We start from the raw sequence: 16,621 nt of genomic DNA on the forward strand, positions 1-16,621 counted from the left end.
GACCGCCCGGCAGCAGCGTTAGGGTCGGACGGTGATCGAGATTCCGGACGGACTGGCGGCGGCGCAGGCGAAGTTCAACGGCGCGGCGGGCCGGGACTTCATCGCCCGGCTGCCGGAGCTGGCGGCCGCCTTCCTGGACCGCTGGGAACTGGGCCTCGACGGCCGCCCGATGCACGGTGTGGCCGCCCTGGTCCTGCCGGTGCTCCGCGCCGACGGCAGCCCGGCCGTGCTGAAGCTGCAACTCCTGGACGAGGAGAGCGAGGGCGAGCCGGTCGCGCTGCGGGTGTGGGACGGCGACGGGACGGTACGGCTCCTCGACCACGACCCGGACACCGGCACGATGCTCCTCGAACGCCTCGACCCCGCCCGCATGCTGTCCCACGTCCCCGACACCCGCGAGGCCGTCCTGGTCATCGCCCGCATGCTGGCCCACCTGACCTCCGTACCGGCACCGGACGGCATGCGGCGGCTCGGTGACATCGCGCGGGCGATGCTGGAGCAGACACCGCGGGCGCTGGAGCGGATCCCGGACCCGCAGGCCCGCGGGCTGCTCGCCGACTGCGCGGCCGCCGTACGGGAGGTCGTCGACGAGCCCGGCGACCGGCTTCTGCACTGGGACCTGCACTACGAGAACGTCCTGGCCTCCGACCGCGCCCCCTGGCTCGCCATCGACCCCAAGCCCCTCGCCGGCGACCCCGGATTCGACCTGCTGCCCGCCATCGACAACCGCTTCGACGCCGCCGACATCGTCTGGCGTTTCGACGCGATGACCGACGTCATGGGGCTGGACCGGGCGCGGGCCCGGGCCTGGACGCTGGGACGGGTGCTGCAGAACTGCCTGTGGGAGACCGAGGACGGCCGGCCGCTGGAGGAGGAGCAGCTGGAGATCGCACGCCGGCTGCGCGGTTAGGGCGTCTCCGGCGCGAGCATCCGGCCCAGCTCCAGCGGATCGGCGCGTCCGTCGAGTTCGGTGTGCAGGGCCGCGGCCAGCTCCGGTTGGGCGAGCAGTCCCTCGCCGGCGGGGTCCCCTTCGGCCCGGGCGGCGAGTCCCAGCCCCACCCAGGTCTCGGGGTCGCCCTCGCCACGGACGATGCGCGCGTGGCAGGCGCGCAGCGCCTCGGCCGTACGGCCCGTGACGAGGTCGATGTCCTCGGGCCGCGCCCCGCTCACCGTGGCACCGGGGTCGTCCCGCAGCCGCTCGAACCCGTCCGGGTCCGCCAGCAGCCACCTCGCCAGCACCGCCCGTGTGTCGAAGCCGCGCACCGGCCGCCCCGGGACGAGCGCCGGCCCGTGACCCGGCGCGACGGGCGGGGCCTCGGGGGGCCAGGCCGCCGCAAGGGACCGGACGGTGCCGCGGTCGGGTCGCAGGTGGTACGCCCGCCAGGTCGCGCGGTGGTCCGCGATGGCGAGGTCGGCCGCGGCGCGGGTCCGCCCGTCCACCGGCTCCGCGAGCCACGGCTCCAGCCGCCCGGCGAGCTCGGCCACCAGGCGTCGCCCCAGGTCGGTGAGCCCGTCCGACCGGCCGACGGTGCCCAGTGCGTGCGCCGTCTGGGCGCGCCACAGCGCGTATTCGAACCGCCCGAGCGGATGGTCGCGCCGCCGCCAGAAGGCGGTGACCCCGAAGAACGCGTACACCCCTTGGAGCAGCCCGCCCAGCGGCCGGGGGTCGTCCCGCCAGGGGGCGTAGTACAGCCGGGCGTCCTGGTCCTCGTACAGGGTGAACAGGTGCATGAACGCGCTGAGTTTGTTGTGCTGGAACTCGTGCACCAGCGTCGAGGCGAACTGCTCGCCGTCGTCGGGGACCGACGCCACCGCCGTGCCGAAGGCGTCGCCGGAGGAGGCGCTGTGCGGCCGGAACCGCTCGGAGCGCGGGCGGGGCACGACGGACACCAGTCCGTCGGCCAGCGCCCGGGCCTCGTCGCGGTCGGTGGCGTGCAGGATGTCCCAGGCCGAGCCGAACAGCTCCTGCCACTCGGCGGCGGAGTCGAGCGGCTCGGGAACGCCGGGCGTGCGCAGGGCGCGATAGGGGTCGATGTCGTCCAGGAGCAGCGTGCGTCCGTCGGCCCGCAGTTCGGCCGGGGCGTGCCAGTCCGGTCCGCCCGGCCGGCGGCCCGCGACCCGTACGTCCCCGTCGCGAGCGGAGACCTCGGCGACGGTCCAGTCCGGACTGCCGGGCACCCGCATGGCCCCGAGCGCGGGGAGCACGGCCCAGCCGTGCCGGACCGGGATGTCGGTACGGAACTCCAGGCCGGCGCGGACCGCAGCGCTCGCCGCGAGTGCGTGCAGGTGCCCTGTCTCCGCCCACAGAGGCGCATGGTGGTCGGCGGTGCCGCGCAGCCGGCGCAGTGTGTGCGCTGCCCACATGCCGACGGCCGGATAGGACAGCAGCCGCTCCACCTCCGGCGCGGCCACGGTCCAGGCCCGCGACAACAGCCGCCAGCCCTCGGCGAGCGGAGGCAGCGGACCGGTCGGTGCCGTCGCCGCCGCGTCCAGCAGCGCCCGTACGACGAGCAGCCGCCAGCTGCGCTCGCTCGCGCGCAGGGCGTCCACCGTCTCGGGGCCTCCCCCGCCGCCCAGCAGTTCGTCGAACGACTGCGGTGACAGGACGTGGGGCCGGGCCGTCTGGTGCATGGAGGGTGCCTATTCGTCGCGCTGTGGGTTGTAGCCGCCGAGGCTGCCGGCCGGGTCGTCGATACGGCTGAGCAGGCGCCGCATGGAGCCCTCGGCGGGCGGCAGGTCCAGGGCCGGCCAGAGGTCCAACGGGACGCCGCTGAGATCGATCAGCTCCGACTCGACTCCGGACTTCTCCATGACGCCGTCCCCATGACAGTGGAAGTGAATGATGCGAACAATGCCCGATATATGCCACTACCGTACGGTTTCGACACTTTCCAGGCCGCTGGATGACCCTAATGCATCCGCGGCGTCACACAGATCCAGGAATGCGGAATGCACCCGGATCGAGTGAAGGAAGGGCGGTCCGGGTAGGGACCGGACGTGATTGAACTCGCCGAGCTGATAGAGGAGTTGCGCCGCGAGCTGACCGCGGCACGCACCGCCGCACAGGGGGAGGACCTGTACTTCGAGGTGGGCCCGGTGGAGCTGGAGGCGGCCGTCGTCGTGGAGCGGTCCGCGACGGCGGGCGGGAAGATCCGCTTCTGGGTGGTGGAGACCGGCGCGGACGGCCGGATGGCGGACAGCGTCACCCACCGGGTGAAGCTGACGCTCGATCCGCGCACCCACAGCGGCGGCGGACGTGCGCCGTGGGTGGGCGACGACGAGGCCGAGGACGAGCGCTGAGCGGGGTGACTCGAGCGCGTCGCGGACTGGAGCCGGCCCGGGTGGCGGAGGTGCTGGTACGCCGGCCCGAGGGCCGCGGCGCCGGACGCCGGGGTTCCGGCTACCGCGTCGGCCCGTCGTACGTCCTCACCGCCGCGCATGTCGTCCGTACTGCCGAGGGGGAGCGGCCCCGGGTGCACGTACGTTTCGAAGCCGACCGCCCCGACGAGTGGACCACACCCGCGCGCGTGGTGCTGGCCTCCGAGAAGGCCGACGTGGCGCTTCTGGAGCTCACCGGGCCCGTGCCGCCCGGTGTCCACGCGGCCGGGACCGAGCCGCCCGCGTACGGTGCCGTGCCCGACACGGACGAGCTGCTGCCGTGCAGCGCGCTGGGCTTCCCGCGGTTCAAGCTGCGCGAGGACCGGATGCGCCGGCTCGACGACGGCTCCCCCTCCCAGTACCGCGACTCCTGCCACGCCACCGGGATGATCTCGGTGCTGTCCAACCGCCGCGAGGGCACCCTCGAACTCGCGGTCACTCCACCGGAGTCGGACCCCGAACCCGACCGCTCCCCCTGGGCGGGCATGTCCGGTGCGGCGGTCTGGCACGACGGCACGCTGATCGGGCTGGTCAGCGCCCACCACCGCTCGGACGGTCTGGGCCGCCTCGCCGCCGTCCGCGTGGACCGCTGGTACGAGCTGCTGCCGAGAACCGACCTCACCCTGCTGCACCGGCACGCCGGACTGCCCACGTCACCACCCGAGCCGACCGCCCTCACACCCGGCACCGCGGGCCCCGGCAGCCTGGCGCACCTGCCGGACGACCTGCCGCTGCGGGAACTCGACGGACTGGTGAGCGCGTTGACCGCACTGCCCACGGTGAGCGACCGCACCACCCTGGCGCTGGTGCTGGGCAGCATCGATCCGGTGATCGCGGCCATGAGCCCGCGCTCACCGGCGCTGCGTCCGGACGTGTTCGGGATCCTGCGCACCTGCCTGCGCTATCGCGGCACCTTGGACCAACTCGTCGAAGCGATACGGTTGATGGAGGGCGACTCCGCCGGAGTGGCCCGTATGAACAAGGAGGCGGTGGAGCTGTCCCGGCGCCACCGCGGCGGTGATGACGACCGCTGACCTGATATCGCAGCACCGCGCGGATGTGGTGTTTCATCCAGGCTACGGCGGGCCATTATCAGGGGGATGTGAGCAGCCCGCATCCGCAATTGCAGCCGGGGGGAAGGGGTTTGGCCGTCATGGAGCCGTCTGTGGCCGCCGTCGAGTCCAGCCTTGTCGATCTCGCGGGGGTGTCTCTTGAAACACTGCGCTCCATTGACAGTCGATTTCTCGCCGCGTCCCTCGAGGAGCTGCAGCACGGGATCGACCACCCGCTGGCCAGTGTCAGCGACTTCGGAGACAAAGACGGCGTGGCGGCGTTCGACTGACGACGGGGCCGCCCATGCGTGCTGAGCCGTCCCTGCCGCATCATCGTGTCCCGCCCGGCAGCCTCGCCGAACTGACCCGCGGCGAGGGCGGACCGGCGACCGTGGACCTGTTGACCGCGGCCGAACGCAGCCGTCGGCTGCTGCTCTTACGGATGCTCGACGACGCCACGGACCTGGGTCCGGCGTGGGATCTGCTCAGCGCCGCCCAGCGCCGCGCCCCCGCCGTCGTCGACGAGCTGCTGATGTATCCGCAGACCGGGATGTGGCTGGCCACCGCACTGCGCCGGCTGCGTGCGAGCACCGCGGAGAAGGACGAGCCGCCGCTGCCGGTGGTACTCGGCCATGTCCGCGCACTGGCCGCCGCGGCCGCGCTACGCGCGGAGCTCGACTTCACCGTCGAGGTACCGGTCCGGCACGGCCGGGTTCCCCTGCCCACCCTGGGCTGCGCGGAGCTGCCCTCGGCCGAGCCGTGGACGACGGCCACCGTGCGGGCCGAAGCCGGACGTGCCGTGGTCGAGACGCCGGGGCACAGGGTCGCCGTACCGCTGCCGCCGGGCTCGGCGGGGCCGGGGTGGCATCCGGTGCGCCGGCTCGCGGTCGGCCCGGCCGAACGCCGGCTGGAAGTCGCCCTGGACGACCTGGACCCGTACCGGACGTATCCGCAGCCGACCGAGCCGCGGCCGCTGTCCGAGGAGGCCGCGGCGCAGTGGCGGCAGATGCTGGAGCGGGCCTGGGGAGTGCTGCTGCGGGACCAGCCCGAGACGGCCGCCGCGATGCGGCGGGGCGTGTTCTCCCTGAGTCCCACCCCGGCAAGGGAAAGGTTTCGGCCGCGCAGTGTGTCGTCAGGTGATGCGTTCGGCGGCATCGAGGCCTCGGAGCCGGACGACGCCGTCCAACTGGCCGTCACGCTCGTGCACGAGTTCCAGCACACCAAGCTGGGCGGGCTGCTGCATCTGACCCCGCTCGTGACCCGGGGCGCCGACAACGGTACGGAGCTGTGGTACGCGCCCTGGCGGGACGACCCCCGCCCGCTCGAAGGGCTTCTTCAGGGCATCTACGCCTTCGTGGGCATCACCCGTTTCTGGCGTGCCCACCGCCGGGCCGCCGGTGCGCGGACCGCGACGGCGCACTTCGAGTTCGCGCTGTGGCGAGCCCATGTGACCACGGCGATGGAACAGGTCCACCGTCATCCACGCCTCACCCCGCTCGGCATCACCCTGCTGGACACGCTGCGCGACCACTGCGCCAAGTGGCTGGCCGAGCCCGTACCGGAGGACCAGCTGGCGGCGGCCCGGCTCTGCGTCGCCGACCATGTGGCGCGCTGGCGGGCCCACCATCTGCGGCCCGCCCCGGCAGCCGTGGACGAGGCGGTACGGGCCTGGCTGGCCGGCGAGAGCGGACCGCCCGGCGCCCTGGCGGCCGAGCCCGAGGTGGTGCCCGATCCCTCCGCACGGTGGCTGGACTGTCTGGCGATGCTCGTCCGCCACCGCCTCACCGGCGCGGACGGCGACCGCCACTCCGAGGAGCCCGAGAAGGCCGCCGCACGGGTCACCGGAGCACTGGCCGGCGACGCCCTGCTGGCCGCCCACGACGCCGTCGCGGCCCGTCAGGCATACGTGGCCCACCTGGCCGTGGAACCCGGGCGGGCCGGCACCTGGGCGGGCCTCGGCCGGGCGCTCGCCGCGTCGGACACGCACCCGATCGCGGCCCGACTGCTGAGCCACCACCCCGAACGGGCCCGCGCGGTGCACGAGGCCCTGCTCCGCGTCACCGGCACCCCACCGGACCCCGTCCACCTGGCCACGTGGCTCGGCTCACCCCCGTCCGAAGCGCACTGACCGGACACGGCAGTGCCGCCCTTCCGCCGGGAAGAGCGGCACCTCGGACCGTACGCCCGTCACCTCACAGCGGCATCGGGTCGATGTCGCAGTTGGCCCGCTCCCGGGCCCGTGCCTGGAGCGTCGCCGGGTGAGGACCGGAGTCGGCGGAGCGCAGCCGGGGTTCGTCCAGGACGCGCTCCAGGCGGGCCAGGACATCCGCGTGCAGCGCCTCGCCCTCCGTCTCCCGGCCGACGGCGATGAGGTCCAGGGCGAGGTTGGCGCCGCCCACCAGCGTGGTGGGGTGGTCCTCGCCCAGGCGCGCCAGGCACAACGCCCTTGTCTTCTCGCCGAGTTCGCGGGCCTCGTCCGCCCGCCCCAGCGCGCTCAGATCGCTCGCCAGGTTGATGGCACAGGCCAGCGCGATCGGATGGCTCTCGCCCAGGCGTTCGGTCAGCGACCGGAGCGCCTCCTCGTCGCGCTGCCTGGCCTCCTCGACCCGGCCCAGCAGACGGTAGGTCACCGCCAGGTCGATGTCGGCCGCCAGGACGTGCGGATGGTCGCTGCTGAACAGCCGGCGGAACCGCTCGCACGCCCGCTCGCCGCGGTCGCGGGCCGCCTCCAGCTCGCCGTTGTGCCGCAACGCCACCGCCAGGGCGAGCGCGGCCGTCAGGGACTCCGGGTGGGTGTCGCCGTAGCGGCGGGTGAACTGGTTGAACGCGTCGCGCGCCAGTTCCAGCGCGGTGGCGTGGTCGCCCTCCTTCCGGCAGGACTCGCTCAGCTGCCGGAGAGCCTGGAGGGTCGTGGGGTTGCCCGGTCCGAAGATGCTCCGATAGCCGTCGACGACCGCCTGCTGCAGGGACCGTGCGCCGATGTAGTCACCGGTCTCCCGGACGTCGATGGCGATGCTCGCCTCGGTCATCAGCGACTGCCGGTGTTCACGGCCGTACAGCCGTGTCTTCATCGCGTGCGTGTGCCGGTCCAGTTCCAGCGCGCGCTGGAACTCGCCGACGAGCCGGAGGCTCACCCCGAGGTTGTGGGCGGTGGCCAGGGTGGCGGGATCGTCCTCGCCGAAGGCGCGGCGGGCCCGGTCGTAGGCCGTTTCGTCCAGTTCGGCGCCGGCGGCGAAGTCTCCCTCGACACGGCGTACCGCCGCCTCCAGGTTCATCGTCTCCAGCGCGTCCTCCCGGGTGTCCTCGCGGTCCGGGGGCGCCGTGCGGTCGTAGACGTCCTTGAGCTGGGCGGCGATCCGGGCCGCGTCGTCGTGCCGGCCCACCTTCAGGTAGAGGAAGCCGAGCCACCACCCCATCAGGAGGGTCTGCTGGTCCTCCTCGCCGAACAGTTGCTGCCAGGTCTCCCAGGCCTGCTCGGTGAACTCGCGGGCGACCTTGTGGTCCCCCCAGTACCAGAGGTACCGGGCGATGTTCCGCACGAGCTGGCGGACCCACGGCTGGTCGGACTCGACCGCGCCGGAGGCGATGACATGGCCGTAGAGCTCGGCGTAGCGCGGCCAGTTGGCGGCCTGGTTGGGCGCCTTCGGGTCGGCGGCGGCCAGGAGTGTGTGAGCGCCGTTTCGCATGCGTTTCTGTTCCTCGGCGGTCATCCGGTTGATGAGCACTGCCTGCACCAGGCGGTGCATCTCGATCGAGTTGGTCCGATGGTCTATGCGGGCGAGGGAGTACCGGTTGATCTCCCTTATGGCCCGCGCGAGGCGCATCGGATCGTTCAACGCTCGGTCGAGTTCCGGGTCGATGGTGCTGCCGCCGAGGCCGGAGAAGATGGAGCGTGAGATGGGGTCCGGCGCGAAGTAGGAGCAGAGCTGGAGCAGGCGCAGGGCGGTGAGGCTGCGGGTCTCGAGGTGGTCGAGGGAGACGTTCCACGCGGCGGCGACCGGAAGCTGGTAGTCCGGCGGCGGGGACACCTCGAGGAGCTCGCTGCGCTTGTGCTCGAACAGCCGCAGGTACTCCGACACCGGCATCCCGGTCTCCGCCCGCCAGGCCGCGGCCTGCTCCAGGGCGAGCGGGAGGTCACCCAGGGCGTCGGCGAGGCGGTCCGCCTCGGCGTCGTCGAGGTCGTCGGGGCCGGAGCGGCGCAGCAGCTCCTTGCTCTCCTCGCGGGTGAACACATCGACCTCCAGCGAGGGGCCCACCACGCTCCAGCGGCGGTTGCGGGAGGTGACGAGGATGGTGCCGCTGCCCCCGGTGGGGAAGTAGTCGCGGACCCGCTCGGGACTGTCGGCGTTGTCGAAGATCAGCAGCCAGCGGGAGTACGGCCGCCCCTCGCGCAGCGCCTCGCGCACCGCGGGTCCCGCGATGTTGGCCTCTGACGTGGTGACGAGGCCGAGCCGCTGGGCGAGTTCCACCAGGGACTGGCCGATCTGGCCGGGGCGCTCTGCGGGGATCCACCAGACGATGTCGTACTCGGACTGGTGCCGGTAGGCGTACTCGATGGCCAGCTGGGTCTTGCCGACACCGCCCATGCCGTGGATGGCCTCCGGCAGCACGGTCGTCGTCGTGCCCTCCCGCAGACGCTCGCTCAGCAGTTCGAGCAGATCCACGCGACCGGTGAAGTTCGGGTTGCGTGGGGGGATGTTGCCCCAGATGCGCGGCTGCGTCGAACGCCCGCTCTCCACCGCGGGCTCCTGCTGCGTGGTGGACATGGCCGTGGCTCCTTCTGCAGTTGTCTCGTGCGCGCGAGGGTCTGAGTGCCCGGGGCGTGGGCCCGCGCCTTTGCGCAGGCTAACGGTGTTCTTGCGGTCGTAATCGCGCAGTGCGCGGGCGAGTCGCTCGGCTGGTGGCAGGAAGCGTCCGGACAGAGCACGCAGCGCGGCCAGTTCAACCCTCAGGAACGCCACGTTGTGCCGGGTCACCGGCGGGACACGGGCCGCCTCGAGCGGATCGCCGGCCGGCTCGGTGCCCTGTGGGGCGAGCAGCGCCCGTACGTCGTGCAGCACCCGGACGGTGTCACGGCGGCGGGACAGCGCCAATAACTCCTGGCGGTTGTCGGCACCGAAGGTGAAGGCCACGCCGGCGGCGCGCTCGGCATCGCCGCTCGCCGGCCGCACCAGTCCGCTCATCAGCAGCTCGGTGAGGTGGGCGGGCCCGGCGCCCGGCACCGACGCCGTGAGCGCCGTCATCACCGGCAGCGTCAGCGGGGCCGCCGCCAGCCGGGTGGCGAGCGCGAAGGCGGTGGGCGAGGCGGCGGCGCGGAACTCCGAGACGCGCTCCCGGGCGGGGACGGCGCTGTCGGGGTCGGGGACGTCGTGGACCCAGGGCACCGCCCGCGCGGCGTCCGCCCGCCGCTTCCAGTCACGGGCCCGGACTCCGGACATCTCCGTCCACCCGGACGCACGCCCGGCCACCAGGCCGACCCAGCAGGACAGGGAGCGCTCGGTCGGTTCCAGGACGGGGACCGGCACCACACCGGCCCGGGCGGCCGCGTCGTCGACGGGTTCCAGGGGGGTGGTGCGCAGCTCCCACCGCAGGGAGTCGTTCGGCGCCCAGGGGTGTGCGGCGCTCAGGCGCATACGGTGCACGTCCAGGCCGGTGCGGAACCACAGCCGCTGCGGCAGCAGATGCAGCACGGCGAGCGGCTCGGACCGGCCGAGTTCCCGCAGCAGCGGCAGCACCGCGCCCGCCCGCCAGCCCGCGGCGAGGCCGTCGGTCAGCACCAGCACCACCCGGTACCGGGCGGTGCTGGGGGGCAGATGATCCAGCCGGATCCGGGTCGGCTCGGTGTCGTCCGAACTCAGCAGCCGCACGGTGCTGATCGGGCCCAGCCGCTCCTGACGGGCCAGCCCGTCGGCCAGCCGGGCGATCGTCGCCGCCCAGACGCTCATGCTCACGTGGTCGTCGACGACGAGCAGGACGGCCGGGCGGTCGGCCGGGTCCGACGGCTCCAGTCCGCTCAGGGCATGCAGCACGCCCTCGAATGACGTGTCGTCAGAAGCCGGTACAGATACGGGTCGTGGGCCGTCGTCACGCCGCATAAGCGCCCTCGGATGGTCCAGTGCTGCCCGGGCACGGGGGGAGGGCGGAGGAGGAGTCCCGCAGTCCGCGGGCATGCGTGACATCCACGTTGCCAAGCCTGGCAGTGGTCTGCTTGCGGTGCAAGACGGGAGTCCACCGGGGGGATGACGGGAGGGATCACAAGTCGACTGTCGGGAACGCGCCCCCGGTGGTGTGGAGTACGCAGGACGTCCGCTGGGGCCGTCTCGACCACCAGCGTGACACCCCGTCAACCCCCCGCGCAAGACCGTCGCAATCCGTTCCCCCGTAGGTAATCGCCGCACGATGGGCCCGGCCTGTTCCCCGGTCCGCAGACTCATGGCCCGTACCCCGGCCCGGGCGGCCCCGGCTTGCGGTCGGGGTCGTCGAGCAGAATGGCCAGGTGGCGGCCCACGTGCTGGTCCCAGCCGTCGGGTCCGAGCGCCAGGGCCTCTTTGCGCCACTTTCCGATGCGTTCCGCGAGACTTCCGAGCCCCCGGTCCTGCAGTATTTCGCCGATGGCGTCCTGGAACGACGGATCCGAGCAGTCGCTGCGATGCCAGACCATCGCGGGTACGCCGGCCCGCAACCCGGCCAGGACCTCCCGCCGACCGGTGCCCGAGTCGTCGCCGGGCGGCTCGCTGAGCACCAGACAGACCGCGTACCGGTCCTCCTTCAGCTCACGCTCCAGATGGAAGAAGTACGTCTCGTCCTGCTCCGGACGGCTCCAGTGCGGATGGCTGTCCGCCGGGCGCTCCCGAAGCTGGCGCCACTTGTTGTGCCAGGGCCGGTGCCACGCGGCCCGCTGCAAGCGCTCGAGGCTGCGCACCACCACCGGGTAGTCCAGCGCCAGCGGGGTGGGCGAGTCGGACTCGGACTCCTTCGGCCACCACTCGACAGGCTCGTTCAGCAGCTCCCACGGCAGGATGAACTCCAGGAGGACGGGCTGCCGCAGGTCGGCCCACCTCTCCTCGACCTCCTCTATCAGCCTCTCCACCGCGCCGGGCAGCTCCTCCCGGTGCAGATGGACGGTCTCACCGCGCACGGGGTGCCAGCCCTCGGGGTCGGACTGGCGCCAGTGCGACAGATAGAAGCGGTCCGCCTCGACCCGGTCCGGCTCGAACTGGATCATCAGATACGCGGGGACGAGCGAGGGCGCGGCCTGCGGGAACTCCGAGTGCTGCCACTCCGCCAGTGCACCGTCCAGCCGCAGGGCGTGGGCCTGGCTGCGGGTGAAACGGCGCAGCACCTCGGCGGCGTCGGCCCGGCTCTCCGCCACCAGCCGGTCGGCACACAGCGCGAGGAAGGCCACGCTGGGCGGGAGTTCACCGTTCGGGGAGTTCTCCCCCGCCAGCCGCAGGAAGACCTGCCATCCGGTCCGGCACCAGGGGGGCAGTTCCTGCACCCGGGAGCGGCTCGCGCGGCGCGCCATGGTCGCCAGGTCCGGGGAGTTCATCGACAGCAGAACGGGCCGTAACGAACGCAGATCGGCGTTGTTGAAGAAGTCGACGGCCTCCCACTCGTCCACCAGCGGCCACAGAGTGGCGACCGTCGCCGACTGCTGCTCCACGTACTCCAGTGACCGCACCAGACAGGCCAGCCCGTCGCCGACCTCGGTGCACGCCTTGACGATCTGCAGCAGCCAGGGCCGCAGCCGGTCCCCGCCGAACGGCTCCACGGACGAGGCCAGCTCGGCCGCGAGCATCTCCCGCCAGATCTCACGGCTGCTCGCCTGGTTCACCGTGGCCGAGCCCTGCAGCGCATCCACGATGGAGACGACCAGCTCGTTGCGGACCCGTTCCGGACTGCGCCCGTTCACCCCGTTACCTCCAGACAGCCGGCGCGGTTCCCTGATGGTGCCGACCAGAGTACGGCCGTGGAGCGGGGCAGTGCAGGGGAAAGCGCGGGTCACCGGCACGGTCGGCCCGGGACCCGCACTGTTCGGAGCCCCCTGTCGGATTCGAACCGACGACCTTCGCTTTACAAGTTCCCACCGTCCCCGCCCTGGTCAGAGCCTTGCCGAGGCTGCCTGCCCTGCGAGATGCGTGACGGTGTCACGCAGTTCTCTGATGTTCATCCCTGTTGCCGTCAATGACTGCCGTCAGGTCCGCGGCGGCAGGCGCTGTGCTCTCGACCTGTCCCAGCACCGTGAGCCTTTTCCATCATCATGGACGGCACCGGCCAGGGCTGGTGAAGCCCAGAGGAGACGACCCTTCGGGTCGGCGATGACCTGCAAATTCATGCCGTGCTTCTTGTGTTTGCCCGAGTAGAAGGGACGGTCAGCGGCGATCCGGTCGATCGGCAGAAGCGTCCCGTCCAGGATCAGATACGCCTTCATCGACGCGGCCCGTACCGCTGCGGCGAGCGTGGGGGCGAGGGCGGCCAGGAGCTCGACGGCCTCGGTGACGTACCGGTAGACGGTGGTGGTGCCGATCCCGAAGCCGGCCGCGAGCTGGGCGTAGGGCTGGCCGTTGCGGAGGTGGGAGAGGGTGAGCAGGGCCTGTCGGCCCGCGCTCAGGCGCCGCCATCGGGTGCCGAGAGCGCGCCGACGTTCCCTCAGGCGGCTCGCCAGGAAGCGGAGGGCAGAGCTGGACACGTCGACGCCGGACGGGTAGACAAGCATGCGAAGCCTCTGGTGGAGACGGTTCTCTTGGTCGAAAACCCATCTACCAGGGGCTTCATCCGTCTGTCAGGCCAACTACCCAGCCGACGCGGGAGGTTGGAAAGGGCCCAATGCCAGCCTCCTTCGCATCTCGGGGGAACCTCAACGCGATAGCCGGACCACCAGCCTGTCCGGACCGCGAAAACCCCACCGCCTCCGGCCACAAAAGGGTCCGTGAGTAAGCTGACGGGCCCTCATGAATAAATCGAGGCTGGGCGAGCACCGAGTAGCTGGACGCGGGAATTCTGCCACACACGCAGCACGAAAAGCGGGACCGGCAAAGCTTCCGGCGCGTCGCCGCACCAAAAAGCACATCCGGCTGACTCTCTGTCACTGTCACCACTCGCCAGTGCCGAAACTGGCACATCGCAGCTTTCATGTCTTCGGAGCAGATGGAGACGTGACAGTTCAGGCGGGTCATGCATTTCGGCCCCGACAGCAGGCTCGCCGGGCCGCTGAGAGCCCGGCCGAGGCACTCGCAGCTGTGCACGAAAGGTGCCCTGCGGGCCCATGCGCGTCTGGGGTATCGAAAAACGCGAGGGTCTGGCCGACAGGGTGACGGCCCGTCGGTCGGTCAGATTAATCACCCGGCCAGTCCAAAGACACAATCGGAAACCCATGATTTTACTGGGTCTTGACGGGCAATCAGTCCACCAGAAGGCCGTATGACACGGCCTCAGAATGCGCCCGGTCAGCCCTCTGAAATCACACCTCGGACCTATCCGAGATGACAGCCAGAAATGCGGTCAGTACGTTCATTCACGGGTCGGCTGCTCAGTCGGCCACCTCTGTCATCGAGGAGAAGAAATGAAGACGCGTACTGTCGCCCTTGCGACTTCCGCCATCGGCGTCGCAGCCCTGACTCTCACCGGAATTACCTACGCCTCCGCCACCGGTTCCTCTCAGTCCGCCCCGCAGGCTGCCCCGGCCCACGCCCCCTACGGCGGCGACAACGGCAAGAAGGAGGAGGACAAGGACTACGACAAGAAGTCGGACCACGGGGACGACAAGCACCACGACAAGGGCAAGGTCATCGTCAACGGGCAGAAGTACCCGGCTCACAAGTACCAGTGCTTCCCCGTCACCAGCGTCCAGATTCCCAACGGTGACGGCCCCGTTGCCGATGACACCTTCAACGTCGAAAACCTCAGCAAGAAGATCGTTGAGTTCTTCGACACCGCCAACTGCAGCAACACACCGGAGGCCATTCTCCCGCCCAAGTCCTCCCAGTTCGTGGTCGATGGCAACGTAGAGGGCGATGTGGTCGTGGGCAGCTTCAAGGTGATCGACAGCCACCACGACAAGGGCTACGACGACGACCACGACGAGGACAAGGACTACTGAAACCAGCCGTCAAGGCACACCACGAAGAAGCAGTGACACAGAAGAGCAACACGGCCGCCCACGCGGCACCGGAAACCCCGGCCCGCCTCAATCGGGCCGGGGATTTCCGGCATTGGGTCACCCCCTCGCGGGGGCGCCCAACTCCGGATGGCTCCATAACTGTGCGGCCGACAACCCATACGTCTCGTCGTTCACTATGCGCCCAGCCACACATGATCGCAAAGACACGCTGGGAGCCGATCCACGCCGCCCGCAAGCCTATGCATTCCCAGCGTCAGTTTCAACGGCGTGAAACCGGCGGCTGGCACATCAGCCGACACGACTTCGATTGCTCCATACGGATTAGTTATCCGGAAATAGGAGTGTTGGTGTCCGGGAAGCACGCCCGGCAACAGTCATCGTGTGAGGACCTTCCCTCCACCTGCGAGAGTGCCATGGGGCTGCTGTCCAAGATTTTCCGAAGGTCGACGAGTACGCCTGACGCCCTACTGTCACGGCGACTCGAGCAAAGCATCGCAGGTGCCGGCTACTGGGCGACGAGAATGCCCAGGGAAGCCGTGCACCTGATGCAACAAGTCCAGCTGCGCAACGTCGTGGCAGCGGCCGTCATCTTCAGCACAGGCCTCATGGCGTGGCCCCTCATCTCCCATGCCCCGCCGCTCACCGCGCAGGTGGTCCTCTCCGTACTCACAGGCGTCTCCGCACTCGCCATCGCTGCCCCACACGTCACCGGACTGAGCGACCGGACCGAAGAGACCATCAAACTGTGCGGCTCATACGCAACCATCCACGGCGAACTGCTCAGAGCACAACAACAACTCAACGAGGGATCCGCAGCACACACAACACACGTAGCCGAGCTCATCCGCCAGTACGAGAACGTCATGGCACGCAAAGACGCCGCCCTTCCCCCATCCGGACGCAGAAGCAGAACACGACACCGACTACGACTCCAGCCGGCCCAAAGTCACAGGGCCCACAGCAACCCTCCACATCACCCCGGGCGCCACCAACTTCAACCCTCCCGGATCGGCGGAGAGCTCAACCCCTCCACGGGCGATCGGTGAGACCACGCCCCCGCAATGCGATCTCCGCCAACTCCACTGCGGCCAGCACGAGGGTGCCGCAGTCACGGGCCCGGCCGTCCATCACGCGGTCGGGCTCACTGCGTGAGCGAGACCACCGGCCGTACCTCGCTTCTGGCTAGAACCAAAAGGACTGCACCACTTCCCAAATGACCGCAAAGATCACTGGCGTCCGGTCGATGAGCGCCTGCCGCTTCGCGCGACGGCTCTCGCACTGAGCGCAGTGACCACAAGGAGGGGACTGCTCGGTCAGTCGCGCCGGTGAGACCGAGTGCCCCGGAGTATTAGGAGTTCTCGTCAGGCGACCGCTACTGCCCGCCCCATTCACCGAGCAAAGTTGCAATGGCCTGCTCAGACCAGTGGCCAGACGCGCCGGGGCAGGCTGCGACGTATGACGCGACCGCCTGCAGATCCCACGCGCCAGCCGACAGGAGTCCTGAAGACAGGAAACTCACGTAGGCGGGCGAGGGTGGGACCCACTGCACATCGTCCATCCCCCATGGGGCGGTGAAGGTCAGGACAGGCAGACCGTCAACTTGGCCAGCGCACACCAACGTCTCGTAGCGCCCCTCCCCCAAGACGGCTCGCCCATTCCTCAGCACGTCAACCAAGTCGAGACTCATTCCTGGATCTCTGTACATCTCCTGGGCGGCGATATCGAAGAACTGGTCGACAGTTACCAAGTGCGCCCTGGCGAGCACACGGCCACTCACCTGCGGGTCATAGAACGCCCTGCCCCCTCCCCACACCGGCGACTCGGTGGCGAAGTACATGGCTCCGGTCAGTTCTACCGCGATCGATCGGGTCGGCATCGCCGGATTTCGGCACCCCGGGTACTCCTTTGCAGTACCAGGCGGCTGGCCGCCTCTGATGTAGAAGGCGAGCCGATCAAGATGCATGTTGGAGCCGTAGGAGGTGTACCAGACCTGCTCAGGGTGCCAGTCCTTCGGCAATGTCGGATCAATGCTTTCGAGAGCCTTCACGCTTGCTCGCTCCTGGGAGACGCG

The 16,621-nt window shown here is 70.5% G+C and carries 11 protein-coding genes and 1 pseudogene; 6 read left to right on the forward strand and 6 right to left on the reverse strand.

All coding sequences use genetic code 11. From position 1 onward, the window contains the following. Positions 1-31: 31 nt before the first annotated feature. Positions 32-910 (forward strand): aminoglycoside phosphotransferase family protein, encoded by an 879-nt coding sequence (locus ACFV7R_RS21440; RefSeq protein ID WP_385265638.1) that lies wholly within the window; start codon positions 32-34, stop codon positions 908-910. Here the strand turns inward: ACFV7R_RS21440 and ACFV7R_RS21445 are convergent. Further along, positions 907-2,631 (reverse strand): HEXXH motif domain-containing protein, encoded by a 1,725-nt coding sequence (locus tag ACFV7R_RS21445; RefSeq protein WP_385265641.1) that lies wholly within the window; start codon positions 2,629-2,631, stop codon positions 907-909. The genes ACFV7R_RS21440 and ACFV7R_RS21445 overlap by 4 nt on opposite strands. Positions 2,632-2,640: 9 nt before the next feature. Continuing rightward, a complete protein-coding gene (locus ACFV7R_RS21450) occupies positions 2,641-2,811 on the reverse strand; it encodes a hypothetical protein (RefSeq protein ID WP_165396445.1) in 171 nt (56 codons plus the stop codon). Between the two features lie 186 nt (positions 2,812-2,997). On the opposite strand from ACFV7R_RS21450, the gene ACFV7R_RS21455 reads away from it, so the two are divergent. From ACFV7R_RS21455 to ACFV7R_RS21470, 4 genes are all read left to right on the forward strand, one after another. Beyond that, entirely contained in the window at positions 2,998-3,300 is a 303-nt protein-coding gene (locus ACFV7R_RS21455) for a trypco2 family protein (RefSeq protein ID WP_385265643.1), read from the forward strand. A 5-nt stretch (positions 3,301-3,305) separates the two neighbouring features. Continuing rightward, positions 3,306-4,412, forward strand: coding sequence for a trypsin-like peptidase domain-containing protein (locus ACFV7R_RS21460; RefSeq protein ID WP_385265645.1), 1,107 nt, complete (start codon positions 3,306-3,308; stop codon positions 4,410-4,412). 131 nt (positions 4,413-4,543) lie between these two features. Continuing rightward, entirely contained in the window at positions 4,544-4,720 is a 177-nt protein-coding gene (locus ACFV7R_RS21465; protein ID WP_385265648.1) for a hypothetical protein, read from the forward strand. A gap of 14 nt (positions 4,721-4,734) precedes the next feature. After that, entirely contained in the window at positions 4,735-6,558 is a 1,824-nt protein-coding gene (locus tag ACFV7R_RS21470) for an HEXXH motif domain-containing protein (protein WP_385265650.1), read from the forward strand. 64 nt (positions 6,559-6,622) lie between these two features. Here ACFV7R_RS21470 and fxsT read toward each other — a convergent pair whose 3' ends face one another. The 3 genes and pseudogenes from fxsT to ACFV7R_RS21485 all read right to left on the reverse strand — a co-directional run. Then, entirely contained in the window at positions 6,623-10,459 is a 3,837-nt protein-coding gene (gene fxsT, locus ACFV7R_RS21475; protein WP_385265652.1) for an FxSxx-COOH system tetratricopeptide repeat protein, read from the reverse strand. A gap of 401 nt (positions 10,460-10,860) precedes the next feature. Next, positions 10,861-12,342 (reverse strand): hypothetical protein, encoded by a 1,482-nt coding sequence (locus ACFV7R_RS21480; RefSeq protein ID WP_385265655.1) that lies wholly within the window; start codon positions 12,340-12,342, stop codon positions 10,861-10,863. A gap of 345 nt (positions 12,343-12,687) precedes the next feature. Next, a pseudogene (locus ACFV7R_RS21485) lies at positions 12,688-13,146 on the reverse strand (transposase family protein); the annotation flags it as partial. Between the two features lie 846 nt (positions 13,147-13,992). Here ACFV7R_RS21485 and ACFV7R_RS21490 point away from each other — a divergent pair. Beyond that, the gene (locus tag ACFV7R_RS21490; protein WP_385265658.1) at positions 13,993-14,529 is read left to right on the forward strand and encodes a hypothetical protein; all 537 of its coding nucleotides are present in this window, start codon (positions 13,993-13,995) and stop codon (positions 14,527-14,529) included. Positions 14,530-15,922: 1,393 nt separating this feature from the next. Here ACFV7R_RS21490 and ACFV7R_RS21495 read toward each other — a convergent pair. Then, positions 15,923-16,597 carry a histone deacetylase gene (locus ACFV7R_RS21495; protein ID WP_385265660.1) on the reverse strand — a complete coding sequence of 225 codons (675 nt, stop codon included), beginning with the start codon at positions 16,595-16,597 and terminating at the stop codon, positions 15,923-15,925. Positions 16,598-16,621: the final 24 nt, after the last annotated feature.

The sequence above is a fragment of the Streptomyces sp. NPDC059866 genome (assembly GCF_042731325.1).
Lineage (GTDB): Bacteria > Actinomycetota > Actinomycetes > Streptomycetales > Streptomycetaceae > Streptomyces > Streptomyces flavusporus.